21 protein-coding genes, 8 tRNA genes and 1 pseudogene are annotated in these 24,911 nt (G+C 45.9%); 7 read left to right on the top strand and 23 right to left on the bottom strand.

Features of this window, described 5'->3' with window-relative positions; translation table 11 throughout:
- Window positions 1-141 precede the first annotated feature (141 nt).
- Window positions 142-2,139: an acetate--CoA ligase gene (gene acs, locus MKHDV_RS14575; RefSeq protein ID WP_160716552.1), complete on the top strand. Its 1,998-nt coding sequence runs from the start codon at window positions 142-144 to the stop codon at window positions 2,137-2,139.
- Between the two features lie 981 nt (window positions 2,140-3,120).
- On the opposite strand, the gene MKHDV_RS14570 is transcribed toward acs, so the two are convergent.
- Together MKHDV_RS14570 and MKHDV_RS14565 are read right to left on the bottom strand one after the other, a co-directional pair.
- A complete protein-coding gene (locus MKHDV_RS14570) occupies window positions 3,121-5,175 on the bottom strand; it encodes a sigma-54-dependent Fis family transcriptional regulator (protein WP_160716550.1) in 2,055 nt (684 codons plus the stop codon).
- 157 nt (window positions 5,176-5,332) lie between these two features.
- On the bottom strand, window positions 5,333-6,595 hold the full coding sequence (locus MKHDV_RS14565) for an HDOD domain-containing protein (protein WP_160716548.1): 1,263 nt from the start codon (window positions 6,593-6,595) through the stop codon (window positions 5,333-5,335).
- Window positions 6,596-6,798: 203 nt separating this feature from the next.
- Between MKHDV_RS14565 and MKHDV_RS14560 the strand changes: the two genes are divergently transcribed.
- Both MKHDV_RS14560 and MKHDV_RS14555 read left to right on the top strand, forming a co-directional pair.
- A complete protein-coding gene (locus tag MKHDV_RS14560) occupies window positions 6,799-8,154 on the top strand; it encodes an NAD(P)/FAD-dependent oxidoreductase (protein WP_160716546.1) in 1,356 nt (451 codons plus the stop codon).
- 386 nt (window positions 8,155-8,540) lie between these two features.
- Window positions 8,541-8,759, top strand: a complete 219-nt coding sequence (locus MKHDV_RS14555; RefSeq protein ID WP_160716544.1) for a hypothetical protein — start codon at window positions 8,541-8,543, stop codon at window positions 8,757-8,759.
- A 52-nt stretch (window positions 8,760-8,811) separates the two neighbouring features.
- On the opposite strand, the gene MKHDV_RS14550 is transcribed toward MKHDV_RS14555, so the two are convergent.
- The 8 genes from MKHDV_RS14550 to MKHDV_RS14515 all read right to left on the bottom strand — a co-directional run bounded on the left by MKHDV_RS14550 (window position 8,812) and on the right by MKHDV_RS14515 (window position 14,234).
- A complete protein-coding gene (locus tag MKHDV_RS14550) occupies window positions 8,812-9,048 on the bottom strand; it encodes a hypothetical protein (protein ID WP_020000856.1) in 237 nt (78 codons plus the stop codon).
- Between the two features lie 92 nt (window positions 9,049-9,140).
- A complete protein-coding gene (locus MKHDV_RS14545; RefSeq protein WP_160716542.1) occupies window positions 9,141-9,800 on the bottom strand; it encodes an RluA family pseudouridine synthase in 660 nt (219 codons plus the stop codon).
- A 14-nt stretch (window positions 9,801-9,814) separates the two neighbouring features.
- On the bottom strand, window positions 9,815-10,636 hold the full coding sequence (locus MKHDV_RS14540; RefSeq protein ID WP_160716540.1) for a hypothetical protein: 822 nt from the start codon (window positions 10,634-10,636) through the stop codon (window positions 9,815-9,817).
- A 467-nt stretch (window positions 10,637-11,103) separates the two neighbouring features.
- The gene (locus tag MKHDV_RS14535; protein WP_160716538.1) at window positions 11,104-11,517 is read right to left on the bottom strand and encodes a NifB/NifX family molybdenum-iron cluster-binding protein; all 414 of its coding nucleotides are present in this window, start codon (window positions 11,515-11,517) and stop codon (window positions 11,104-11,106) included.
- 45 nt (window positions 11,518-11,562) lie between these two features.
- Window positions 11,563-12,426: a 4Fe-4S dicluster-binding protein gene (locus MKHDV_RS14530; RefSeq protein WP_160716536.1), complete on the bottom strand. Its 864-nt coding sequence runs from the start codon at window positions 12,424-12,426 to the stop codon at window positions 11,563-11,565.
- On the bottom strand, window positions 12,419-13,273 hold the full coding sequence (locus MKHDV_RS14525; RefSeq protein WP_160716534.1) for a P-loop NTPase: 855 nt from the start codon (window positions 13,271-13,273) through the stop codon (window positions 12,419-12,421). Before MKHDV_RS14525 ends, MKHDV_RS14530 begins: the two co-directional genes overlap by 8 nt.
- Window positions 13,273-13,830, bottom strand: a complete 558-nt coding sequence (locus MKHDV_RS14520; RefSeq protein ID WP_174239247.1) for a NifB/NifX family molybdenum-iron cluster-binding protein — start codon at window positions 13,828-13,830, stop codon at window positions 13,273-13,275. Before MKHDV_RS14520 ends, MKHDV_RS14525 begins: the two co-directional genes overlap by 1 nt.
- Before the next feature lie 80 nt (window positions 13,831-13,910).
- Window positions 13,911-14,234 carry a DUF134 domain-containing protein gene (locus MKHDV_RS14515; protein ID WP_254060493.1) on the bottom strand — a complete coding sequence of 108 codons (324 nt, stop codon included), beginning with the start codon at window positions 14,232-14,234 and terminating at the stop codon, window positions 13,911-13,913.
- Window positions 14,235-14,680: 446 nt separating this feature from the next.
- Between MKHDV_RS14515 and MKHDV_RS14510 the strand changes: the two genes are divergently transcribed.
- Window positions 14,681-15,550, top strand: coding sequence for a DMT family transporter (locus MKHDV_RS14510; RefSeq protein ID WP_160716530.1), 870 nt, complete (start codon window positions 14,681-14,683; stop codon window positions 15,548-15,550).
- Window positions 15,551-15,590: 40 nt separating this feature from the next.
- Here the strand turns inward: MKHDV_RS14510 and MKHDV_RS14505 are convergent, their stop codons facing one another.
- The 12 genes from MKHDV_RS14505 to MKHDV_RS14450 form a co-directional block, all read right to left on the bottom strand.
- The gene (locus MKHDV_RS14505; RefSeq protein WP_160716528.1) at window positions 15,591-16,973 is read right to left on the bottom strand and encodes a sensor domain-containing diguanylate cyclase; all 1,383 of its coding nucleotides are present in this window, start codon (window positions 16,971-16,973) and stop codon (window positions 15,591-15,593) included.
- Between the two features lie 240 nt (window positions 16,974-17,213).
- Window positions 17,214-17,795 carry a flavodoxin family protein gene (locus MKHDV_RS14500; protein WP_160716526.1) on the bottom strand — a complete coding sequence of 194 codons (582 nt, stop codon included), beginning with the start codon at window positions 17,793-17,795 and terminating at the stop codon, window positions 17,214-17,216.
- 323 nt (window positions 17,796-18,118) lie between these two features.
- Window positions 18,119-18,195: transfer RNA gene (locus MKHDV_RS14495), tRNA-Asp, on the bottom strand.
- Window positions 18,196-18,202: 7 nt separating this feature from the next.
- Window positions 18,203-18,278 (bottom strand) — tRNA-Val (locus MKHDV_RS14490).
- Between the two features lie 265 nt (window positions 18,279-18,543).
- Window positions 18,544-18,918, bottom strand: coding sequence for a Rid family detoxifying hydrolase (locus tag MKHDV_RS14485; RefSeq protein WP_160716524.1), 375 nt, complete (start codon window positions 18,916-18,918; stop codon window positions 18,544-18,546).
- A gap of 338 nt (window positions 18,919-19,256) precedes the next feature.
- A tRNA-Val gene (locus tag MKHDV_RS14480) sits at window positions 19,257-19,332 on the bottom strand.
- A 51-nt stretch (window positions 19,333-19,383) separates the two neighbouring features.
- Window positions 19,384-19,460: transfer RNA gene (locus MKHDV_RS14475), tRNA-Asp, on the bottom strand.
- Window positions 19,461-19,524: 64 nt separating this feature from the next.
- A tRNA-Asp gene (locus tag MKHDV_RS14470) sits at window positions 19,525-19,601 on the bottom strand.
- Between the two features lie 14 nt (window positions 19,602-19,615).
- Window positions 19,616-19,691: transfer RNA gene (locus MKHDV_RS14465), tRNA-Val, on the bottom strand.
- 199 nt (window positions 19,692-19,890) lie between these two features.
- Window positions 19,891-20,520 (bottom strand): RluA family pseudouridine synthase, encoded by a 630-nt coding sequence (locus tag MKHDV_RS14460; RefSeq protein ID WP_160716522.1) that lies wholly within the window; start codon window positions 20,518-20,520, stop codon window positions 19,891-19,893.
- A gap of 229 nt (window positions 20,521-20,749) precedes the next feature.
- A tRNA-Asp gene (locus tag MKHDV_RS14455) sits at window positions 20,750-20,826 on the bottom strand.
- Between the two features lie 8 nt (window positions 20,827-20,834).
- A tRNA-Val gene (locus tag MKHDV_RS14450) sits at window positions 20,835-20,910 on the bottom strand.
- 473 nt (window positions 20,911-21,383) lie between these two features.
- Here MKHDV_RS14450 and MKHDV_RS14445 point away from each other — a divergent pair.
- A complete protein-coding gene (locus tag MKHDV_RS14445) occupies window positions 21,384-22,718 on the top strand; it encodes an outer membrane homotrimeric porin (RefSeq protein ID WP_160716520.1) in 1,335 nt (444 codons plus the stop codon).
- 181 nt (window positions 22,719-22,899) lie between these two features.
- Here MKHDV_RS14445 and MKHDV_RS14440 read toward each other — a convergent pair whose 3' ends face one another.
- Window positions 22,900-23,910 (bottom strand): elongator complex protein 3, encoded by a 1,011-nt coding sequence (locus MKHDV_RS14440; protein ID WP_160716518.1) that lies wholly within the window; start codon window positions 23,908-23,910, stop codon window positions 22,900-22,902.
- A gap of 280 nt (window positions 23,911-24,190) precedes the next feature.
- Here MKHDV_RS14440 and MKHDV_RS14435 point away from each other — a divergent pair, with 280 nt between their 5' ends.
- Entirely contained in the window at window positions 24,191-24,607 is a 417-nt protein-coding gene (locus MKHDV_RS14435) for an HIT family protein (protein ID WP_160716516.1), read from the top strand.
- A 32-nt stretch (window positions 24,608-24,639) separates the two neighbouring features.
- Window positions 24,640-24,911 (top strand): annotated as a pseudogene (locus tag MKHDV_RS14430) (integration host factor subunit alpha); the annotation flags it as partial.

The following is a 24,911-nucleotide window of genomic DNA, read 5'->3' as shown; positions in this document are numbered from 1 at the left end:
GCGGTTGTGGCGAATACTATTCCTTGCAGCACCAGTATACGCCACAACCGGAACATACAAATTTTCGGGTCAACATGCGATGCAGAAGCATCTGGAAGACCACTGCCGTATGATGTCACCATTTATTTCGAGGAGAATCCCATGAGCCAAAACAACATCATTTCCATGCAAGATGAGCAGCGTCTGTTCACCCCTTCAAAATCCGTAGGCGTAGGAACTCATATCCAGTCCCTGGAAGAATATGAGCGTCAGTATAAGCGCTCTATTGAAGACAATGAAGGGTTCTGGGCGGGACGGGCAAATGAATTGATTGACTGGTTCTCCCCGTTCACCAGTGTGCTTGAAGCAGACATGGACACACCGGACATCCGCTGGTTTACCGGCGGCAAGTTGAACGTTGCCCATAACTGTCTTGATAGACATCTGGGACTTGGTCGTAAGGATAAAGCAGCTCTTATCTGGCAAGGGGAGCCGGAAGGAGATGTAATTACATTCACGTATGAGGAACTCTACGAAGAAGTATGTAAATTTGCTAACGTGTTAAAAAAATACGGAGTAGGCAAAGGCGACCGAGTAGCCTTGTACATGCCGATGATTCCGGAATTATCCATTGCCATGCTTGCCTGTGTTCGTATTGGTGCAGTGCATTCAATCGTTTTTGCGGGCTTTTCTGCCCTCAGCCTGCAAAGTCGTATGATAGATTGTGAAGCAAAAGTGCTTGTTACCGCAGATGCTGTTTTACGCTCCGGTCGCGTAATTCCCCTTAAAGCAAATGCAGACGACGCACTGAAATCCTGCCCGAGTGTTGAACACGTTGTTGTTGTAGACCGTGCAGGTATTGCAGAACAAGGCAAACTGGAATGGACGGACGAGCGGGATATCTGGTGGCATCAGGCAATGCAACAGCCTGACATCAAGCCTTTCTGCGAGTGCGAGCCTATGGATTCTGAAGATCCGTTGTTTATTCTTTATACAAGTGGATCAACAGGAAAACCAAAAGGCGTTGTGCATACTACTGGCGGGTACCTTACCTATACAGCACACACATCACAGTGGGTTTTTGATATTCAAGAATCTGACGTGTACTGGTGTACCGCTGATATCGGCTGGATTACCGGTCATTCTTACATAGTATATGGCCCGTTGTCCCTCGGTGCCACAACCCTTATGTTTGAAGGTGTTCCAAGCTATCCTAGCCCGGACCGTTTCTGGAGCATCGTAGAAAAATTCGGCGTTTCTATTTTCTACACTGCCCCGACAGTTATCCGCGCCCTTATGCGCGAAGGGACAGAGTGGACCCAACGCCACGACCTTTCTTCATTGCGGGTACTTGGATCCGTTGGTGAACCGATTAACCCTGAAGCATGGATGTGGTATCACGATGAAATAGGCAAAGGTAAAACTCCTATCGTTGATACCTGGTGGCAGACAGAGACAGGCGGCATTATGATTGCTGCACTCCCGTTTGCAACTCCATTGAAACCGGGGTCTGCGACCCTTCCACTTCCGGGAGTTGATGCTCGGATCGTGCGTTCTGACGGAACAGATGCTGAGCCGAATGAAGGTGGACATCTTGTTATCCGTAAACCATGGCCGGGTATGCTTCGCGGCGTATTTGGTGATCCGGAACGCTACAAAAGCACCTATTTTGAAAAATTCCCCGGAATGTATGAATCCGGTGATGGTGCTCGCGTAGATAGTGACGGCTATTTCTGGATCATGGGACGCCTTGATGACGTAATCAACGTATCCGGCCACCGTATGGGCACAGCTGAAATTGAATCAGCACTGGTTGCTCATCCTACGGTTGCAGAGGCAGCAGTAGTAGGAATGCCGCACGCTATCAAAGGTGAAAGCATTTATGCCTACGTGACCTTAAAGGCAGATGAAGATGAGACTGAAGAATTGCGCGCGTTACTTCGCACCTGGGTTCGAAAAGAAATCGGACCGATTGCTACGCCGGAAGTATTGCAGTTTGCAGAAGAACTGCCAAAAACTCGAAGTGGTAAAATTATGCGGAGAATTTTGCGGAAAATTGCTTCAGGAAGTACTGGCGATTTTGGTGACACATCCACTTTGGCCGACCCAAGTGTCATCACCGAACTCGTTGAGGGTCGTACAGAACTGACTGGAAGCTAGGCTTCAGTCTTCTACCGCTCTTCCCGGAGACAAAGGACGCAATCTGACTGCTTCAATCGTGCACAGCTTATCAGCACATGTTGGAGGCTTTGATTGCGTACCTTTGCTCAAGGGATGCATGAAAACATTCATAGCATTCCCCCCCTTGAATTAATTTTGGGCACTGAACAGATGGTAACATTTGTTCAGTGCTTTTTTTGATAACAAACTCTGCACACGGAATGAGACGATTCCATGTGCAGAAATGTTATCAAGTAGAGCATACCAACGGGCGTAACGCGGCATGCTCTGATTCACCAGCGAAGAGCGATGAAATTTTTTTGTAGATCGCTAAACAATGGTTACAGAAAAAAGCTGAGTATCGAGACAGATACTCAGCTTTTTTTCTATAGCACTCACTAACGGCTATTTAGCCGAATAACATTCTCGCAGTACGTTGCGTTAACTGTGACGGTAAGACCGTCCACCAGTTTCCCCCGCAGTCACAAAATCAAAAGATTTTTCTGCGAAATAGAGTGAGATATTACCTACTCTATTTGTGGTATAGTTTGAGTACTATACCCCCCCGTGCCCCGATGAAGATAAATCTTCACCCGGCTATCCCCTGTTCTGCACCCTGAGGTGCAGACAAATGCGTGCAAAACCTTCCATGAGCCTTACTATTCCCCAGCGGGGCTCGAACAACCTTTTCCCCAAGATTGTCGGAAGATTTTACACCTTCAGGCGTAGTACAGTATCGTATAGGATACTGCTGACCGAAATTTGTAATCCCGTCGTCAACTGTTGCATTGTGACGAGCAGTCTTTGTATTTCTACTATAGCAAGCACAATGCCAACTTTTCAAAATTAATTAATTATAATATTTCAAATAGTTATGATTCGTAAAAAAAAAGTGACAAAACAAAAAAGTGTCTCATGAGACGTCTCATGAGACACTTAGAGACATCCTGAGACGCCTTCAGTATTTTTATTTCGGGATAATTATCCCAAACCAAGTTCTTTTAATTTTCGGTACAAGGTCGCTCTGCCCATACCAAGCAATTTAGCTGCCGCTGTTTTATTACCATTAGCAGAAGCAATCGCCGCCTGAACTTCTTCAACAGAAACGGTATGACAAGGCACACGCGCCTGTTGCATGGAAGCTGGCATATAGGCATTCGGACTGATGAGCGGCTGCGGGGAGTAATGTGAACCATACCCGCCGCCATAACCACCACCGTACGGCGGATAACGAACAGTATCAGAACTGGACAACGGATCTGCACCCAGGATCTGAACTGGCAGGTGATCCGGCGTAATACGTCCGGTTCGAGCAAGAATAGAAGCATGCTCGATAGTATGTTTCAATTCTCGAATATTACCCGGCCAAGGATGGTTCATGAAAACTTGCATAACTTGCTCTGACAAACCGGAGATCGAAACCCCCAACGTATCGTTGAACATATCAATAAAGAACTGCACCAACAGCGCCAAATCATCCAGACGCTCACGCAACGGCGGAAGATGCACGTTCATAACATTCAGTCTGTAAAACAAATCTGAGCGGAACACGCCCTGTGCCACACGCTGCTGCAAGTCTGCATTGGTTGCAGCCACAATACGTACGTTAGCTTTACGGGTTACAGTATCACCTACGCGTTCAAATTCGTGTGACTCAAGGAATCTGAGCAAAAGAACCTGAATACGTAATGACACGTCACCGATTTCATCAAGAAAAATTGTACCGCCTTCAGCGGCTTCAAAACGACCGACCTTGTCTTTGGTTGCACCGGTAAATGCTCCGCGCACATGGCCGAACAACTCGCTTTCCAGCAAATTTTCAGACAATGCCGAGCAGTTCACACGAACAAGCGGTCCGTTTGCACGGGCACCATTATGGTGCAACGCTTCTGCCACAAGCTCTTTGCCCGTACCGGATTCACCGGTAACAAGAACAGTTGTGTCCAGATCAACAAGGTTTTCAAGCATTGAATACAAGTTGAGCATACTTTTGCTGGTACCGATAATGTTCTTGAAGGAACGTCGCTCCTGCAACTGTTCTTCCAGAGAAACAAGGCGGGTAATGTCGCGCAGCATAAGCATAGCGCCACGTTGCCCATCAGCACCGGATGCAAACGGCGAGCAGTTGATCATAAAGATATGTCTCGCATCAGCATCTAACAGTAACTCGACTCGCTCTTCAACGATGCGTTCACCGTATGAAAGAACGTCGTGGAAAAATTCATCACAGCGCAATGCAAGGTCAGGCATAACCTGCGGCAGCAGCTTACCCACAACATCATCCTGCATAACACCGAACAAATCTTCACCCGCACGGTTAATGCTTTGCACGGTAAGTTCCGGATCAACAGAAATCATCACGTCCTGCATGGACGAGAACAACAGCTCTAAATGCTGTTTGTATGTTTCTTTTTCTTGAAGAGTACGTCTGAGCTGTCTATTGGAAGCGCTCAATTCTTCTGTACGGCTGGTAACTTTTCCTTCCAGTTCGCTGTTGCTTTCAGAAAGCTGCTTGTAGAGAAAAAAGTTTTCAATGGCGATGCTTGCTGCAACAAGCGTCATAGAAAGGAGATAAAATGATACATCTTCTGCCGGCTCATCGCCCTGCAAAACGCCCACAAACATCCCCACAGGCCCTGAAGAAGTCTGCAGTGGATGCAGCAACACGTCTCCAAGTCCTTCGGAGGTAACAGTGGTTGGCTGATTGCGACGCAGCGCCCAGGAAAACATATGGTCTTCCATGAGCACACGGCAGGCATCGGTAATGCTGGCTTCTTCTGTTTTAGATGAACACCATGACATAACGAAATCATGTGATTCTTCATCCACCAGCAAAAATGCCATCGTTTTAAAGGGGTGGATAGCCTCTACATTGGCAGCAATTTCTGTGAGCATGCTTGAAACATCGGCAACTTCACTTAGCCGATATCCAAAATGCCCCATTCCTGTTGCTGCCTCCAGAATCTTTAACAACGCCTGCCGGCTCTCCGGAGTATTGTTTTTATCTGGAGAAACAAATGCTTCATGCTCTACCATCTCACCCAACTTTGCTTATAAGTACGACTTCATCAACCGAAAAGCACGCACTCTCCGGCTCTCATGCCCTCGGCAACTCGTAAACTGCGCAAGCGCAATCCGTTGCCTTTCTCTCTTGAATTACACCAGCTACACCAAGGCTGCAACACCCGCATGGCTACATACCGTCGGTCAAAATCTCCAGAGTATCTGCAAACTGCCTATCATATTGCGAAAGAATAGGCGCGAGCACAGAAGGAGAAATCTTTGTTTCATCCAATGTAGCTGAAAAAAAGTCCGGCAAATGGAATGTGCAGAAATCCTTTCTACGCAATCCGGTCGCCATAATCGTTGCCAAATGCACAATGCCCGAATCTGTCGGCAATGGTGACGACAGAGGCGTGTAGCAATGACGAACAATATTTGTCAGAGTTTCCGGAATATTCCATGACTCCAACAAAGCCGCTCCCACTTCCGCATGGTTAAAGCCAAACACCGCACGTTCAGCAACCGGAAGGGAAACACCTTTTTTGCGGCTCAGCAGTACGGCCTTACACATAGATGCAGGGTCATAGCTGATCATAAGCAACATTCCGACAGGCTGTAGCAACCCGCCGACAAACAAGCGTTCTTCCATCAAATCCGTGCAGTGTGCACCAAGCAGACGAGACAGAATACCACAGGAAATCGCATATTCCCAAAAGTCTTGAACGTTAAAGACAGTATCCGGAACCCCGGAGAAGATGTGTACAACACTCAGCCCCAAGGTCAGTGTCGTCAGTTCGTTAGAACCAAGAATTGTCAACGCACGTTCAATGCTTTCGATACGGGATGGAAACCCATAAAACGGGCTGTTAACCAGTTTCAAAATGCGGGCGGCAAGTCCGGTATCTTTAGACACGATACCAGCAAGCCTACGTGATGTCGTGAACGGAAACTCCAATTCACGAACAATCTCATAATAAATATCCGGAAACGATACCAGCTCCAGTTGTGTTTCAACAAGATCCTGAGGCGTAACCATACCCGGACGCAGAGTACTCTTTGCTGCCTGATCGTATAGATCACGCATGTTCTCCGCTGTCATCACAGAAAAATTTCGGCTGCGTATAGCCTTCGTTGTGCGCTTTATACACTGAACTTTAAACTGGCGCATAAAGCTAGAACCAGCTTCCTGCCCGCGGAATGCCTGTGTAACATACCGTTTGGCAAGTAATTGCGCTTCATCCGCAACAGACTCTTTTTCCAGCTGAGCCTGACGTGAACTTTCGCGTGTACCCCCTATTATATCGGCCTCTACCACTCCCCATGCTTTAAGAATTGTAATCTTTTGTTCATCCAGCTCTACACCGGCAGGAAACAGACGTTTTCCCTTCATCCCCCGAACTTCGTCTTGAAGCACCATACCGGATTGAAGCAGGTCAATACTGAGTTTTCCCACAACCATCTCCTGCTATAAATAATCACAATGCAACGTAACTTATCTATCTAAAATATGATATAATTCATAGTCCTCATTGCCGTAAAAAACTCTATACACTGTTGGTAAAATCATACATAGGTATAGAAGGACCATCTTGTAACTTGTATGCTACAATTCCAGATTCATAAATATAGTAAACAATCACGCACAATGGTGTAGTCATGTCAGAACACAGCAGTAAAGCTAAGCAAATTGTTATTCTAGGCGGTGGATTCGCTGGACTCTGGGCCGCAAAAGAGTTCGGAAAAAAAGATGGATACCAAGTTACAGTTATCGACCGTAACAACTATCATCTATTTCAACCTCTGCTTTATCAAGTTGCGTCCGCAGGCCTGGAGCCGGAGCAAATTTCATATCCACTCCGCGGAACCTTCCGTAAAATGCTGAATGTAGATTTCCGCATGGCCGAGGTGACCGGACTTGATTTAAAAAGAAAAGTTCTCCTCAGCGATGTAGGACCTATCCACTATGATGGTCTTATTATCGCTCTCGGCAGCGTGACCAGCTACTTCGGCGTTCCCGGTGCAGAGGAGTTTGCCTTCTCGCTCAAAAGTGCGGAAGAAGCCATCGACATCCGTAACCATATTCTTTCCTGCTTCGAATACGCACAGCACGAGCCAGACCCTGCAATACGGGAACAACTGCTCACCTTTGCGATTGTAGGCGGCGGCCCAACAGGCGTTGAATACGCGGGCGCTCTTGCCGAACTAGTGCACACTTCACTGCGCAGAGATTTTAGAGGACTCGATAAGAGTGATGTAAAAATCATGCTCATCGAGGGAGAAGACGGCCCTCTTAAAGGCTTTCCTGAAAAATTACGCAGCTACGCAAAAAAAAGACTTGAGCATCTTGATGTGCACGGCAACTACAAACAGCATGTGGTGCAGGTTGAAGCGGACAAAATCACCCTGAAATCCGGTGATGTCATTTCCACACGAACAGTCCTTTGGACAGCCGGTATTCGCGGCAACAATGTTGCCGAAAAAATGGGGATGCCGCTAGGACATGCAAACCGCATTATAACAACACCTGAGCTTAATCTCGCAGATAACCCTGAGGTATTTGTTGCCGGAGACCTTGCGTTACCGATGGATGGAGACACTCCAGTCATTGGCCCGACTGTTGCCCCAAACGCAATTCAGCAGGGCGCACTGGCAGCCAAAAACCTCATGAATCTTTTTGATGGTACAAAGCTTGAGCCGTTCTCCTACTTCGACAAAGGCTCACTTGCCACCATCGGGCGATCCAGCGCAGTTGTTCATCTTGGAAAATTCAAGATCACAGGCTTCTTCGCATGGGTGACATGGCTCATTGTTCACCTGCTGTATCTTATTGGGTTCCGTAACCGCATCATTGTATTTATTAACTGGTCGTTCGAGTATCTCTTTTTCGAACGCGGTGTACGGCTCATTATGCCAAAAGCAAAAGATACAATTCCGCACGGAAAAGCTGATGAGTATGAACCTTCAGGCGCCGAGGGCGCGGCATTGAACGAACGCTCTACAAAAGAAAAATGAATATAGCCTGCTAAGGTTGATAAGTATAAAAAGTACAGGCAGTATACAGTCATGATAATGGTTCTCTTAACGATGCCATATAACTAACTGCCCCGATCGCTCTCTGTAAAAGCTACAGAGTACCGACAGAGCCTTTTTTAGGCAGATTGAGACAACACGATGCAACGAAAGACGCACCCGAGCGGGCAGGAATCTTGCTGATTCTGCTTGTAGTTGCCTGAACGTTTCCGGAAATAATCATTTTGAAATACATAGGAAAACGTATGCATTTCAAATAGCTTCCTGAACTGACAGCCAACAGGCGGTGTATTTTTAAGCTGTACAGTACCTATCCCCGAGATATGTGTCCTTGTGCGAGTTTGTCATCAACCTGAGAGGATGTGCTTATGATTTTAAATGCTAATCAACTGACTGCACTGCGCCAACGCAATGATGAAGAGCTGCGCAAAGAACCACAAAGCTACGGCTACCCTGCACAGACGATACGAGATTTGCTTCATACAATCGAAGCAACTAAGAAAGAAAAGAAAAAATGGAAACGTCTTGCGCAGGAACGCGGCAACGTCATTGAAATTATGAAAAAAGCACTGGAAGAAGAAGTCTAGCGTAAAGTTCACCGAACACAAAAAAAGGAAAGGGAGTACCCTTTCCTTTTTTTTATTTCTTCGGATCTTTTGTTCCGGAGTATGTGCAGGCATTGCGGATCATTCTGTAATGCCCTTCTTTATCTACTCCGATAGGACGCCCGCACAGGCAAAACACCTTCCCGTCGCGTTCATCTATCTCAAAGATTTTTTTTATCCGATCTTTATGACATCGGACGACTTCGCCCTTGCCGATCTTAAAATACTTCCAGAGTTTTCTACGGCACGCGGCACACTTAAATGTCAGCATTAGCATCCTCCCGAAGTATATACGCAAGCCTTTTGAACCAAGGCACTGCAATGTATGCAACACATCAGCTCATCGCGGCATACTACAATAAATTAAAAATCAGGTGCTCTGTCAAATTCAAGAGTTTCACCGGAAGTAGGGTGTGCAATCTTTAAATAACGAGAGTGCAACATAAGACGTTCACCGGGGTTACGTGTGCCGTACAGATTATCCCCGACGATTGGACATCCGAGCCCGAATTTATGGGATGAATGCACACGAAGCTGATGTGTACGCCCTGTAACGAGGTCAAACGACATTCGAGTCTGCCCGTCAGAGTAATCAAGCTTTTCCCACAACGTAAGACAACGCTTACCCTGAAGTGGATCATAAATGCGAATAGGGCTGTTAAACCAGTCCAGACGCAATGGCAGATCAATTGTACCACTGTCCCCGCGCACTTCACCATCAAGAATTGCTTCGTACTTTTTCCCTACGCGACGTTCACGAAATTCTGTGGACAAATCGCGCTTGGCTTCAGTTGTAAGCCCAAGAATCAGAATGCCGGATGTAGACATATCGAGGCGATGCGCTTCTGGATGTTCAATACATCCGGGAAACATTTCGCGCACTCGGCTGACAACACAGTCAGCTTTTTCCGGCCCTTTTCCGGGTACAGAAAGCAGCCCCGCAGGCTTATATACTACTACGCAATGTTCATCTGCGTATAAAACGTCTATTGAAAGATGCGACGCATCATATGTTTCAAACATAAACTTATCCATCGTTATTGTAACCCGCAAAGCATAAAGCCGAGAATCGGCTGGCATTTTTCTTCACACGCTTCGTAAAATTTACCGTGCTGCCGCGTTTGCGATTTATTTTCAGCTCCATAGAAAAACTCTGCGATTCCAAGCGGAGTCAACTGATTCTGCTGCGCATAATGAATCAGCTTAGGAGCACAACAATCTGCCGTACCGGTTCGCATACCCTGTTTGCTGTAGAAAACTTCTTTAAGCGGCTTTTGCCCGCCTGAAAAATTCCCCAGAATATACAATCCGTACAGTTCATCCATTAAAGAACGAGAGCGAGCTTTTCGCTCCTGCTTAAGCTGTTGCAGAAGTGCCTTATCAGAAGGAGCAAGAGCATTAATCTGATCCGTATAATCGTTAACGATCTTATTCCCCACAGAATTTACCGCATTGTACTGCGCTAAATCCATTACTGGTGGTGCCCAGCCGGGGATTTCATACAACCTGTCATACTGACCGGAAAAAGCACGCACAACACCCACGGTACCATCCTGCGTTCTACAAACCATAACGCCAAGCATCTGCCCTAGCGCGGAGCCCCATAAATAATCCATACTGTAGCGAGGGTTTCCCGCAAGTGCGTCCACCTGTGCCTGAATTTTCTGCTGATCCGCAACACCGTCGGGAATAGGGAGAAGCATGTCGCCTTTAGCCTCAAGCTGCTGCCGCAATTCATGTGCATAAAATTTCGCATGACCGTACGGTAGCGAATGCGAAACACCACACGCGACACAATGTCCGAATGCGGATGCTTCTTCAGAAAACTCATCTGTACACGTATCCAATGGGATAAACACTCGCATCTCCTTGCGCTCAATATGGCGGAATTCACCGCTCTGCACCGAAAGGTATATAGGCACTGAATGCAAGAACAGCAAGAAAAGATAGGCGCAGGGACAGCTGGCAGACAAGGCGGCACAACTGCTACCCTGCAAACGCAGAAAAACGAGATGATAAACATCTCGTTTTCTGTTGCAAACCTACCGGATAAAATCAGTATATCCGACAAAAAGCCTCTGGCTGACGACGAAAACTTGCGTTGGCGAATGCCGTGCAGCAATAATCCTCAGCAGAGGAAATCCATTTATTTAAAGAAAACTCCGGTAGTTGCTCGATGTTGCCATCGATTGCGTTGCAAATAGGTTTGGAGGGATTGGAAACCCGTATCCGCGGCCAGAAAATGCAAACTCAGAAAGCCTAAACTTGCAGCGCTGTTTTCCAGCTCGCACGCATTACCTGTTCCAGACCCTATGCAATATTTTTTCTAGTGGCTGCCGCAGCCTTCTGTGTCGTGACTATGGTCTGCGCCGCCGCCACAAGTGAATTCCTGAGAGAAATGTGGAAGAGTACCAGCGATGAATGCGCTTACTGCATCCTGAACGCTTGCTGCGCCGTTGCCGTGCAGAACTTCGATACCAACCTGATTAAAGCCCATCAGAGGACGCATGCCCATGCCACCGGAAATGATAGCCTGAACTTTGTGGCCTGCAAGGTAGTTAACAGGAGCCATACAGCCACCCTGCTCATGCGGGATGTTAGGAATGATTTCAACATTAGCAATGCTGCCGTTTTCTACGGAAATAAGGGTGTACATCTGGCAATGGCCAAAGTGTGCGTCTACGCCTGCTTCAAGTCCACCTGGTGCTGCAGATGGAACTGCTACGAGAGTTGAGGACATATTGTCTCCTTGTAACCTGTCAAAAATTCGGTGCTGCAAGGGTAATTACAGCTGTGAGAGTACATTGTTCCAGATACCGGCAAAATCAGTGTACATAGATGAATCATATTCTGTAACGGTCTTACGCTCCACCATTGCTGCTGTAACAGCATTGGAATGCGGAACTCGACCAGCAACTGGGTACCCCTTTTGCTCGCAGAATGATTCAATCTTTTCTGTCATGTCGGTATTTAAATCGTATTTATTGATGACCACACATCCTTTAACTCGGAAGTGGTCACATAATGCGGCAACGCGTTCTAAATCGTGCAGGCCCGATGGAGTCGGCTCGGTTACGAACACGGCAAGATCAGTTCCGGAAAGTGAGCTGATAACAGGACAGCCGATGCCCGGTGCGCCGTCTGCAAGCATAATCTCGTAGCCATACTCTTTGGCGGTCTTACGAGCTTCATCTTTCAGCAGTGCTACCAGTCTGCCGGAGTTTTCTTCTCCGGGATACAACTGTGCATGAACCAACTGCCCGAAACGGGTATGTGATCTGTACCATTCGCCACATTTTTTTAAATTAAAATCAATAGCGTCACCCGGACACAAAGCAACGCAGACTTTACAGCCTTCGCACTTGATCGGGTCAACTGTATACAGCCCATCTTCTTCTTTGATTGCATCAAAACGACAACGTTCTAAACAGTCACCGCATTGCATACAATCGTCCTGACGGATATGAGCTTCATAACCGGACCAGAACTCATGAGTCTGATACTTTTCAGGCTGGCTGAGAAGATGGAAATCCGGTGCATCAACATCCAGATCGCAAAGGATTGCATTGTCTGAAAGGTGGGCAAAGGCACCGGTAACTGATGTTTTACCAGCTCCGCCCTTACCGCTGATTACGAGAATCTCATGCATGGACGGACTCCTGAATAGAACGGGTCAGCTCTTCGAACACAGGTTTAAGTGAAGGAACAGCTTCTGTAATTACTGATCCCATAGAATACGCTTCTGCAATGCCTCTATCGTACGGAATTTCCGCCCAGATAGGGATATTGTGTTCTTCACAGAAGGCATAAACCTGCATGTCGCCGATGCCAGCTTTGTTTACAACAACACCCGTTGGCTTGTTGAAAACAGAAAAGGCTTCGTAAGCAATTTTAAAATCGTAAAATCCAAATGGGGTCGGCTCCGTTACCAGTACTACGCAGTCCGCATCTGCCACTGCGCAAATCGCAGGGCAACTCGCACCGGGAGGAGAATCTAGTATAACGTCACGAGAGTCATTCTCATAGGATGAGAAGACTTCGTTCTTAACCAACTTCATTAGTGGAGGACACATCGCCTCACCGATGCGAAGTCGACCCATATGGAACGCAATATCACCGGAAGTGCCATGGCACAGCTCGCCCAATTCGCGAGAACTCTCTGTTAATGCACCGGTTGGACACACAGCAATACAACCGCCACAACCATGACACATTTCAGGAAATGTTAATAACGTATCCCCAATTAATGCAATTGCCTTAAACTGGCACAACTCAGCACAGGCACCACAAGAGGTGCACATCCTCTCGTCTGCTTCGGGAATTTCGATATAACCTTTTTCTGTTCCGGTGATGCTAGGATGTAAAAATAGATGAAGATTAGGCTCTTCAACATCCAGATCAACCGCAGCAACGGGGGTTTTCCAGTTCGCTGCCAATGCAGCTGTAACTGTTGTTTTACCAGTACCGCCTTTGCCGCTAGCCACTGCAATAATCACTAGAAACGACCTCCGCCTTTACGGCCGCCGCCCTGACCGCCACCTTGGCCGCCACAACGTCCGCCGCCTTGGCCACCCTGACCACGTCCGCCGCCGCCCTGTCCGCGACCGGCACCCTGACCAGCTCCCTGAGCCGGTTGAGTAGGTTGAGCCTGCTGAGTAGACTGAGCAGCCCCGCCGCTCATTCCACTTTTGCCCTGAGAGTTAGGTGTGGAAGCAATAGTGATATTGCCACTGTTAAATTCTTCTACTGCTTTACGCACAGTCATGTTTTCAACGTCCTGTCCAATCTGAACTTTCGCTGCTTCAAGTGCTGTAAAGGCTTTAGGACCAACATAACCGGTAAGCACAACCTGTGCGCCGCTACCTGCTACATTCTGAGCAGCCTGAATGCCTGCCCCTTGAGACATTGTCTGTGAAAGACCATTATCCAAGTAAGTAAACTCAAGGCTCTGAGAATCTACAATCAAAAAACCAGGCGCTCGTCCGAAACGAGGGTTAACAGTATCATCAAGTGTTGGGCCATTGGTGCTGATTGCTATTTTAATTGATTCCATCGTGTTACTCCTTGGTGATGTCGTTGCATCAGAAAATGGTCATTTTTAACGCCGCAAGCACACGTAACTGTGCATCGGGCTTACCTCTCTGTTTGCTTACCACCAGAACAACAAGGCTGTCCTGTTTCGTTCTTAGCTTGTAAGTCTGCTTCAAATTTATAGTCTCCACCTTCAACTCGAATGGCGCATCCGTTTGAAAGGGCAGTCGCAACTGTTTTTCGTGCTCCTGCTAAAATGCGTCCGAGTGTAGGACGGGAAACACCCATTTGTGTGGCAGCTTCTTCTTGCAAAAACCCTTCGGCATCGATCAACTGTAGTGCTTCAAACTCATCTACAGATATCTCTAATGTTGTTAAGTCCATCATCGGAATTCCCTGCGGCTTGTAAAACACCACATGGGGCATCCTCCTGACAACACGGGTTATTTTTCGTCTGCCCACAAATTCTCCTGTTCGGTTAGTAAGTACTCACAATTTATGCATCCGCTTCTCAAAGTCAACAGAAAAAATGAGCGTAGGTTCAAAAAAATTCATAACTATCTGTTTTATAATGAACATACGCTCGAAACTTTTTTGTCGTCATCTCGCTCGTTTAAAGAAACGAGTCTTCTTTATAATCGCAACACCACCTTTTGAGATGGTGGACACTGTGTTACAACCGCCCCCCTCAACTACCTCATTCTAAAAACAAAATATTTCCGAAGATTTCATTCCCCTGCTTCGACTGCACTATATTTTCAAAAGCTTTTTCCTGAATATCTGGTGACTTGATTTTGAAAAAAGAGTATTTCCGCCCGCAGTAAGACCATGCAAGGTACACGATACCTGCCAACTTCAGCTTCGAGACACAAATGCATTCTGAATATATGAAAGGCCTACTCCTGACCGCATTAGGCGTGCTTGTACTGAGCTTCGATTCTCTTATGATCCGGCTCATAGGAGCACAATCGTTTGACCTGCTCTTCTGGCGAGGGCTTCTCTTAAGCCTTATGGTTTTCCTCTGGTGCCGATACAGCCTCCCAAAGCAGCCTATTTTATCATTCGACCGTGCTTTGATCAGATCGGCACTGCTCTTTACTGTCAGCACTATTTGTTTTGTTTCTGCCATTTCACTAACATCAGTAACAAACGTCTTGGTTATGATCAGTACCCAGCCGCTGTTTGCGGCAGTCTTTGGACGGATTTTTCTTAAAGAAAACCCGCCGCCCATAACATGGGTAGCCATTTTTGTATCAATGATAGGAATATCGTGGGTACTTTTAGATTCATGGCACAGCCCTAACATTATCGGTGACGTAATCGGGCTGGGATGCAGCATTGCTTTAGCAGGTAAGTTTGTAAGCGATCGTGCGGCCGGTACGAGAGACATGACGCCCGGTCTTATTCTTTCGGGAGCTATTACAGCATGTATCAGCGGTGCTGCGGGACAGCCGATGGAAATTATCAATAACGGATGGGGATGGATGCTCCTGCATTGCATCATCATCGTTCCAATATCGTTCGTCCTCATAACCTTAGGCCCTAAACGCATTCCGGCAGCAGAAGTAGGCATGCTGATGCTTTTAGAAACAGCAATAGGCCCGCTATGGATATGGCTCTGCCTTAACGAAATGCCGAGCCAGAGAGCTGTCGAAGGGGGCACTCTGGTTGTGGGAACACTCTTACTCCACGGCCTTGTTAAATGGCGAACCAGCCAGCCCCAAGTTGCAACGTCGAATTAAGAACAAAAAAAGCCTTCATACATTTGTATGAAGGCTTTTTTTAATATTTTATCATATTCCTACCGGCGTTCTTTGCTTCGTAAAGCTTTATGTCCACGCGGTGCAACAAGGAATCAATTGTCTCGTCAGGATGATGCTCCGCAAGACCGATTGAAAAGCTCATGGGCAATTCAGTTCCCCCATATTCGCAAGGCATCTTCTCCACAAACTTTTGAATGGCATCGGCAACATCCATGCATTCATCCAATCCCATCTCAGGAAGATGCATAAGAAATTCATCTCCACCTATCCTGAACACAGAATTACACCGCTGTGCTGACGCATTAAGACAAAAGACAGAATGCTTTAGAAGATGATCACCTGCCGGATGTCCGTGTTGGTCATTAACCTCTTTGAACAGGTCAATATCAAGCATGAGGACTGACAATGTCTTTTTCGTATATTTTGACTTTTGAATTCCACGTTCCAGCGCTTGCATGCCAGCCCTGCGGTTTCCAACACCTGTCAGTTCATCCTTTAAGGACAATTCCATGAGGCGCTCATTCAGAAAAGAAATTTCTTCCTGCTTTACGCTCATCATGCATTGCTGAACAAAAATATAGATCGAAATTGTTATTGAGAAAAATGCTGCAAAAATCCTACTCAACGAGTAGTATTTATTCGTTATAGGGTCGTGTCCAAGCTTGAGTGTCCAAGTACCGTTAGGGACTTCAATAGTCATGGCAACATCATTGCCTTCAACCCACTTCTCCGACGAAAACAACACAGCCGGATCTTGAGAATCAGGGTTCTCACCTTCCAACGTTATATACAATCCCTGCTTTTCCAACTGCCGCACTCTATCCGGCAACACATCTTCCACCAAAAGAATGGCTATGGTAAAGCCCCAGAACGTATCTACACCGTCTACTTTTCTAAACACAGGCTTTCTGGCAATCACGGCATATTTACCGTTTTGGATAAGCTTTAAGGGACCAACAAAAGTAATCTCACGACTCTGTATTGCAAGGTTGGCACCGTCATCACGTCTTTTATCAAGCAATAAGTCATGCCCGAGAGCACGCTCATTCCCTTTCAACGGATATATGTAAGACACAACACCATTTGGTGCGAGTTGAATAGAACTGGCACCAGAGTCAAGAGCGAACAACCGCTCACCCCATTTGGAGAAATTCGCAACCTGATAGTGATTAGATTCAAGAAGAGCATGAAGTGTTTCAGTGACAACAATACCGTAGGAAAGATTGCGTTGAATTTCCTGACCGATCAAAGCGCCTGTATTAAGGAGGGTATCATGGATAAGTGCTGTTTCATGCTCTGTATCCCGACGGATAAGCACTTCGACAAGACTTATCGAAATCAATGTCATGCAGATACAGAGAATCGCAGTGCCAAATATCTTAACATTATCTTTTCTCTGCATATAACGCTCACTCAGCTAAGAATAGTTTTTCAACAGATTCAGATGAAGCCAGTAAAGCTGCTCCATCCTCAGATAACGAATCTGCTGCTAAAGAATCAGGATTCTTACAACAGTAACTATTCCTAAAGCAATAGCGATTTTAGTAATTCAACAATAAAACACTCCTAAATACATGACAAATGTTGCACCAAGCACGATCTCAATAGGTACCCTGCACACGTTGCAAAACAAATTTTCAAACTAACCGTTGCTTGCCTCACACAACATTCTGGCAAGTGCAGAGGCTTCAGCTTCTATTACTGAGACATCGTTCTCAACTTCCATCGACTGCCCGGTTGCCCGAAGCACTTTTACGTCAAACCCAAGCATTGCTAATGTTTCTGTATACCTTTCAACAACATCAAGATGTGTATTTTCATCACTTGCCTGACTTAAAATGAGCACGGCAACTTTCCCCTCAGGAATGCGATTCACAAAAGGATAATCCTTGGAATAATCGACCGCCACATGCGACCACGTACGATCCATAAGCAATTTAAACTGACCTGAGGTGTCGCCCATGTAAACTGGACTGGCAAACACCACAACATCAGCGGTACGCATGGAATCTAAAGCTTTTTTTCCGTCATCTTCAAATGCACAATGATCAAGCTTAGTGTGGCACGCCTCACATCCCTGACAGCCGCGGTACTTCATACTGTTCAAAGGAAAAATCTCAATATCGGCACCCAAACGTTTTGCCTCTTCTGTAAAAGAAGCCGCAATCCGGCTGCTTGATCCTTTGATTCGTGGACTTCCGAGAATGCTTACTACTTTTTTCATATTATTCTCCGAACCATTTTCTGTTTGCTAGGGCAAAATTGGGTTAACCAATGCACATCGCAAACAATTTCATATATAATCCTAAATAGTTGCATACTATTTAATATCACCTTTTAGGACTATTATCTGTTAATAAAGACTAACAAAGCCCTCTGGGATGATGGATGTCATCCCAGAGGGCTTTATCTGCGTGCAAAATTAACCAGATGAAGAAAGGACAATATGAAAGCGTCACAACTGACAGAGGTAGTGGTTCAGTCGTAAGAGATAAAATTTGGACATAAAAAAAGTCCTCATACTTACGTATGAGGACTAAATTTGCGTGGCGGAGCCGACGAGACTCGAACTCGCGGCCTCCGGCGTGACAGGCCGGCGTTATAACCGACTTAACTACGGCTCCGCAAAAATGGTGGGCGGTACAAGGCTCGAACTTGTGACCCTCGGCTTGTAAGGCCGATGCTCTCCCAACTGAGCTAACCGCCCGATGGAGAAGTTTCTATATGCACAGCCCTCCGAAGTCAACAGAAATTCGAACTTCTATGCACTTTTTCTCCGAACTACAGTACCTACTAAAGTCTTTTGAGCCTGAACATTATATAATGGCTGCACCTTCACAATATCCACCCGCAACACTCTCGATTTCCGTAGGCTCATAACAAAAAAACGACAGCAACTTTCGTCACTGCCGTTTACATATAACTCTGGCTGATTCAAAAACTATTCTGAACCAACATGCACACAAACTAACTTACTTCTCAGCGATAACTTCGATCTCAAACATGGAATCCATTGGAAGACGGGAAACTTCCATTCCACTGCGTGCAGGGAACGGCTCGTTAAAGAAGTCTGTGTACACTTTTGCAAGGTCTGCAAAGTATTCCAACTTAGTTGCAAACACAGTAACTTTAATGACTCTATCCAATGAAGTGCCTGCGGCTTCCAGAACATGCTTAATATTTGTAAGAGTCTGGCGAGCCTGCGTTTCAGCATCTCCAGCTACTTTTCCTGTTTCAGGATCAATAGCGAGCTGACCGGCAGTGAAGACAAGACCTGCAGCTTTGATTGCGTGTGAGTATGGACCTGCAGCAGCTGGTGCTTTATCGCTTGTAATTACGGTTGCCATTCGATTATTCTCCAAAAATTCAAAAATATAATAAAAAATACAGTAAGTTAAAAAGCGAAGTGCATTAAGCCTTCGCAAAAGTAAACTCGAGTGTATTCCTGTGACAGAGTGTTCAGCATAACTCTATCGTACTACATAATATGGAAGAAACATTACTTCAACGGATTTCTCTATAAGAAACATACGTAGCCTACTGTTTATCGACAATAAAAACGCCATGGCTATACGTATCGTCAATGAGCCAAATCATTTTCTTATCGAGCAACTGTAAACATAAATCCGTTGCAAACATAAATTGGACAAAAAAAAGGACTGGATAAAAATCCAGTCCTTAAAAATGGTGGGCGGTACAAGGCTCGAACTTGTGACCCTCGGCTTGTAAGGCCGATGCTCTCCCAACTGAGCTAACCGCCCGAAATTTTCGGTCGTAAAACAAGACTATATATAGTCCGCTTTACTAAAAAGTGGCGGAGCCGACGAGACTCGAACTCGCGGCCTCCGGCGTGACAGGCCGGCGTTATAACCGACTTAACTACGGCTCCGCATTTCTCTTACGAGAAAAAATATATATTCAATTGTATGAAGCTTTCGCCTCTTGCTTTCAAGTGGCGGAGCCGACGAGACTCGAACTCGCGGCCTCCGGCGTGACAGGCCGGCGTTATAACCGACTTAACTACGGCTCCGCTTCGTTATCGAATGGTGGGCGGTACAAGGCTCGAACTTGTGACCCTCGGCTTGTAAGGCCGATGCTCTCCCAACTGAGCTAACCGCCCATTCAACGAGGACACGTTTTAGGGAAAACCCGCTCAGGTGTCAACAAGAAAGCTTGAAAAAAGTACTTTTTTTATTCTCTATTCTTTCGCAAGCCCCGCACGCTTCGTGTTTTTCTACAATCAAACAGGCTCTCAACAGATAAAAAAAGCTGCTTTGCCAAGCAATTACAGAAAAGAATCACGCAACGTAAGCTTGCCCTTAAAAATCTGGCTCTGAAATAAACTCTAACACTTCTTGTGTCTTAGGATGCACAAAACGCAGGTACGCTGCATGTAGCTTCATCTGCCCTGCCTGAGTACCATTTCCATAGAGCCGGTCGCCCACAATAGGAAAACCCAAGCCATGAAGAGCATGTAGACGCAATTGATGTGTTCTGCCTGTATGCAAAATAAATTCTACACGAGTATACACACCTTCAACACCAAGATTGCGCCACTCTGTCAAAGCCTGCTTTCCATTTTCGAGATCAACAACACTATAAGGCCGGTTGGCTAAATCCATCCTCAGCGGCAAAGATATCGTACCGCCTTCTTCTTCAAGCTGCCCTTCAATGAGGGCTATATATCGCTTGCTTACTTCTCTATTTTGAAACTGCTCAGACAGCTCACGCTTTGTACGCTTTGTCAAAGCCAGCACAAGCAACCCGGAAGTGTCCATATCAAGCCGATGAACAGTTGGGATTTTAGTGCAGTGCGGATAACGCTCACGAATTCGTGTTTCCACGGAATCTTGATTTTCTTCCCCTTTTCCCGGCACAGAAAGCAACCCGCTGGGCTTATTTACCACCACAAGCTTGGTGTCTTCGTAAACAAAAGTAAGGGAAAGCATACACACTCCAATAAATATCGTTGTTGGATTCTTATGTAGTAAGGAAGGAAAGGTGAAGCAAGCAGTCGAATGAAGAATTGTTTCATCTGATAGAAGATCAGGCAATGAAAAGGAGGACTGCCTTCATGTGTTCTCTAGAGAACTTTTGAAAGAAAGCACATTGAAGCGCCAACTAAGGGCTAGAAATAGAAAAAAGCGCTTAAGCTTTCGCTTAAGCGCTAAAATTTCATGGCGGAGCCGACGAGACTCGAACTCGCGGCCTCCGGCGTGACAGGCCGGCGTTATAACCGACTTAACTACGGCTCCGCATTATATGGTGGGCGGTACAAGGCTCGAACTTGTGACCCTCGGCTTGTAAGGCCGATGCTCTCCCAACTGAGCTAACCGCCCACTATAAGGAAACACTAATTAGTGAATCCAACTTGATGAGTCAACCTCTTTCTTTCAATGCAATAAGCATTTGCTAAAAGCTGTTTCTCTCAAGCGAAAAAGCTTCTACGTAATTTCAAATTTACCCGCAAGTCTTTTTTTTTATTTTTTTATATTCTTTTCATTTAAATACATCATAACTACCTAATTAAATTGACTTTATTTTAGCGCCCTCTTTCCACCACTGTTCACTCATTCAGCACTGCAAATCTAGCCCCGTTTAATTTTTTTTACTTGCTAAAAACCGCGTCAAATCAGGGTCGAGACATTAGAGACCTATTATAATTACTTAAAATAATGAGAAAAAACTTGTGCGCATTCCATATTTTACGCTACAACATCTTCAGACCTGTGTTGGGATTATTGACCACAATCTCAAAAGATTACTGACCATAATCTTTGTAGCAGTTTTAAAGAAAGAAGGATTTTCACACATGAAACGCATTATTATCCTGATGCTCGCTTGTACTATGGTATTTGGTGCCGTAGTTTCAAGTTCAGCTACCGAATTTAAGGCTTCCGGTACTCTCGACATGGCTTTCGAGTGGCTGGACAACCCAAATCCACGCGAAGCTAGCAATGGCGACTACTTTACTGCCATTCAGCGTCTGCGTACCAAAATTGACATCATCGCTAACGAATCACTGAAAGGTGTTTACTACCTTGAAGTTGGTACCATCCGTTGGGGTGATACAGACACCTTCGGCCGCGGAAGCGGTGGTGCTATCGGCACCGACGGTGTAAACGTAGAAACTAAACGTCTCTACCTCGATTTCCAGATGCCTCATACTTCCCTTTCACTTCGTATGGGTCTTCAGGGTCTCGCATTTCCTGGCCTCGCTAACAACAACCCCGTTCTCGATGACGACGTAGCAGCTGTAGTTGCTAACTACGCTTTCTCAGATCGTTTCAACGTTGTAGCAGCATGGGCTCGTGCAGCAGATACTGAAAACTACACTCCTGCAACACCTACTAGCAAAACAAAGTACGACGTATTCACCATCATCGGTGGTTTGAACTTCGAACCAGTTACTGTTGTACCTTACATTGCTTACGCTACAATCGGACGTAACGCAGACGTTAACTCAGGAATTCCTTTAGGCATTCCTTTAGCTACAGACGATCGTGACGTATGGTGGCTCGGTGTTTCTGCTCAGTCAGCTTGTTGGGAACGCCTCAATTTAGCTTTTGATTTCGTTTGGGGTCAGTCTAACGGTTCCGACATGCCTGCTGGTTTAACCAATGTTAACAGCCGTGACCAGAGTGGCTTCTACGCACTCCTCCACGCTGACTACAAAATGGAAAACTACACTCCTACTATCGACCTCTGGTATGCATCCGGTGATGATGACAGCGAAACAGGCGATGGTAACTACTTGCCAGAAATCTCCGCTGGTGGTCTTGCTCTGACCAACCTCGGTACTGACGGTGGCTTCTTTGACACCACAGATAACGCATTTACTCTTTCCGGTATCGGCACCATGGGTGTTGTTCTCGGCATTACTGAAGTTACCTTCATTGAGAACGTAACTCATGACTTTAAAGTTGCATGGATGCAGGGTACATCTGATTACTCTAGCACTGCTGTAGTTGACACCTTCCCAACTGACGAAGACAGAGCTTGGGAATTCAACATTGATACTAACTGGCAGATGTACGAAAACCTCGCAGCTATCGTAGAACTCGGTTACCTGAATCCGGATTACAAATCTGTTTCCGGCGAAGAAGCTGTATTCAAAGCAGCTTTAGGTTTCCAGTACTCTTACTAGTTCGCATCCCTGTGGTCAGCGCATAGCCGCGCAAACAACGCAGTTCCAGCCGGAGGATTTAATCCTCCGGCTTTTTTTATGCAAAAAATCCGCACACCACCCAAGAGCAATATACGGATTAACCATTCAAGATATTCGTCCACAATTCAAACCAGCAACTTTCAAAGCTAGCTATATAAAACTAATCCATTTGAAAAACAGGAAGTTTCCAACCCAGAGCATTTTCTGGAGACATACCTTGCTGACTCCAAAACTCTCTATGCGACCCTTTGTACCCCCAAAGCTCACCCTGATAACGCTTTGGCAAAATAAGTCGTGAGAACGGCTTATTAAGCTGTTCCATTTTTTCAACAAGCAAACATCGCAACGCTTCACTCCGCACCATATTCCCCATAGCCGGATGAAAAGGTCCTGCAATGAGGCTGTCAGTCAGCCCGTCTTCCTGAGCAACTCCTATTCGGATAACACGGATACCATGCTGCCAAAGCTTTAGTACCCCCATTCCCAGAGCCTCAACTGTTTCATCTAATCCCCATGGCGCAAACTCACCACGAGCATACCAGCGAGCCAAAACAGTATTTTCAAAGACAAGACATGGATAGAGACGAACAACTGCCGGAGCCAAGGCACATGTCTTTTCTATATCGGTCTGAAATATTTTTTTATCCATTCCCGGAAGACCGGGAAGCAGCTGAATTCCGAGATTCAGAGAACTTTTTTTAACGATATTGCAAGCACTTACTATCACCTCTTCCGTATACCCACGCTTGCTATTGGTTAAAACTGTGTTATTATAGGTTTGTACGCCTAGCTCGACAGTTTTAAGACCTAAATTTCGTAGTTGCGATAAACGTTCTGAATCAACAGCATCAGGACGGGTTGAACAGCGAACACCTGTAACCTTTCCGGACGCAATATATTGTCCAGCAAGGGAAACCAGACGTTCCTGCCATTCAAATGGAATTGCAGTAAATGTTCCGCCATAGAATGCAACCTCGTACCCGGCACCGTCTTCCGCGCTTGCAAGAGTCTGCTGCAACAACGTGTAAATATTTTCCAATTGTGATTCAGCTGTTCCAGTCTGAACCGTTTGTGAACAATACACACACCGAGTTCTGCATCCGGCAAAAGGCATGAAAACAGGCAGAATCCGTGTCTTGCGGCTTACTGGTTCTGGGTGAGAAAAAATCATTCCGAACGTAACCACCTTTATGTATTAATTTTTTTAGTTTTTTTCTTTAAGAAAAAAATATATAAGATTGAGAAATGGACGAAACGCCCGCAGGTTCTGGGGTAATTTCCCATAAAATAACCGACTATTTACACGTCAACAGTGTAAACATATAAAATTACGTAAAAAAACTTGATTGCTCATGGACATTGAGTATATACACAGCGCGGCACATGACTGGAAAAGATAAAATCATCCAGACGATTACCAGAACAATGTAACAAAAAATCATTACAGCACTATGAGTACTCAAGATTGTATTTTTTGCAAGATCATCAACGGTGAGATTCCCTGCGCGGAACTTTACTCAGATGACAACGTATTGGCTTTTCTAGACATTGGTCCGGTAAGCAAAGGCCACACGCTTATTATCCCTAAGCAGCATTATGCGAATATCTTTGATATTCCAGCTGAACTTGCCCCTGCCATCATCAAAGCACAACAGGTTGTTGGCAAAGCTATACTTGCCACTACGGGGGCAACAGGGTTGAATATATTCATGAACAACCATCCAGATGCCGGTCAGCTTGTTTTTCACGCTCACTGGCACCTGATACCCCGCTTCAGTGATGATGGCCTGAAGCATTGGCCACAGGTAGCATACGACTCTATTAAAGAGGCACAGCATTTAGCCACCAGCATTCGGCAGCACATATAAGAGCCGTTACCCCACGAAAATGGGAGGATAACATGGAAGGGAAAACCCTTACAAAAGCTGACATAGTAGATTCTATCTACGAAAAAACTGACAGGAACCGCGCAGAAGTTAAAAACCTCGTAGAATCCCTGTTAGATATCATGAAGAGCGCGATCAAAAAAGATCACGCACTTCTCATCAGCGGATTCGGAAAACTTGAAGCTTACGACAAAAAAAGCTCGTAAGGGCCGCAACCCGCAGACCGACGAGACTATCACTCTGCCACCGCGCAAAGTTGTAGTATTCCGTCTGTCCCGCAAATTCC

The organism is Halodesulfovibrio sp. MK-HDV (assembly GCF_009914765.1).
Taxonomy (GTDB): domain Bacteria; phylum Desulfobacterota; class Desulfovibrionia; order Desulfovibrionales; family Desulfovibrionaceae; genus Halodesulfovibrio.
The sequence above is the reverse complement of the archived record's forward strand: the minus strand, read 5'-3'. Positions and strand labels throughout refer to the sequence as shown.

What these genes read in the sequence shown, in the direction of transcription:
- acs (WP_160716552.1), top strand. Translation starts at nt 142, where the DNA reads ATGAGCCAAAACAACATCATTTCCATGCAAGATGAGCAGCGTCTGTTC.
- MKHDV_RS14570 (WP_160716550.1), bottom strand. Translation starts at nt 5,175, where the DNA reads ATGGTAGAGCATGAAGCATTTGTTTCTCCAGATAAAAACAATACTCCG.
- MKHDV_RS14560 (WP_160716546.1), top strand. Translation starts at nt 6,799, where the DNA reads ATGTCAGAACACAGCAGTAAAGCTAAGCAAATTGTTATTCTAGGCGGT.
- MKHDV_RS14555 (WP_160716544.1), top strand. Translation starts at nt 8,541, where the DNA reads ATGATTTTAAATGCTAATCAACTGACTGCACTGCGCCAACGCAATGAT.
- MKHDV_RS14550 (WP_020000856.1), bottom strand. Translation starts at nt 9,048, where the DNA reads ATGCTGACATTTAAGTGTGCCGCGTGCCGTAGAAAACTCTGGAAGTAT.
- MKHDV_RS14545 (WP_160716542.1), bottom strand. Translation starts at nt 9,800, where the DNA reads ATGTTTGAAACATATGATGCGTCGCATCTTTCAATAGACGTTTTATAC.
- MKHDV_RS14535 (WP_160716538.1), bottom strand. Translation starts at nt 11,517, where the DNA reads ATGTCCTCAACTCTCGTAGCAGTTCCATCTGCAGCACCAGGTGGACTT.
- MKHDV_RS14530 (WP_160716536.1), bottom strand. Translation starts at nt 12,426, where the DNA reads ATGCATGAGATTCTCGTAATCAGCGGTAAGGGCGGAGCTGGTAAAACA.
- MKHDV_RS14520 (WP_174239247.1), bottom strand. Translation starts at nt 13,830, where the DNA reads ATGGAATCAATTAAAATAGCAATCAGCACCAATGGCCCAACACTTGAT.
- MKHDV_RS14515 (WP_254060493.1), bottom strand. Translation starts at nt 14,234, where the DNA reads ATGCCCCATGTGGTGTTTTACAAGCCGCAGGGAATTCCGATGATGGAC.
- MKHDV_RS14510 (WP_160716530.1), top strand. Translation starts at nt 14,681, where the DNA reads ATGCATTCTGAATATATGAAAGGCCTACTCCTGACCGCATTAGGCGTG.
- MKHDV_RS14505 (WP_160716528.1), bottom strand. Translation starts at nt 16,973, where the DNA reads ATGCAGAGAAAAGATAATGTTAAGATATTTGGCACTGCGATTCTCTGT.
- MKHDV_RS14500 (WP_160716526.1), bottom strand. Translation starts at nt 17,795, where the DNA reads ATGAAAAAAGTAGTAAGCATTCTCGGAAGTCCACGAATCAAAGGATCA.
- MKHDV_RS14485 (WP_160716524.1), bottom strand. Translation starts at nt 18,918, where the DNA reads ATGGCAACCGTAATTACAAGCGATAAAGCACCAGCTGCTGCAGGTCCA.
- MKHDV_RS14460 (WP_160716522.1), bottom strand. Translation starts at nt 20,520, where the DNA reads ATGCTTTCCCTTACTTTTGTTTACGAAGACACCAAGCTTGTGGTGGTA.
- MKHDV_RS14445 (WP_160716520.1), top strand. Translation starts at nt 21,384, where the DNA reads ATGAAACGCATTATTATCCTGATGCTCGCTTGTACTATGGTATTTGGT.
- MKHDV_RS14440 (WP_160716518.1), bottom strand. Translation starts at nt 23,910, where the DNA reads ATGATTTTTTCTCACCCAGAACCAGTAAGCCGCAAGACACGGATTCTG.
- MKHDV_RS14435 (WP_160716516.1), top strand. Translation starts at nt 24,191, where the DNA reads ATGAGTACTCAAGATTGTATTTTTTGCAAGATCATCAACGGTGAGATT.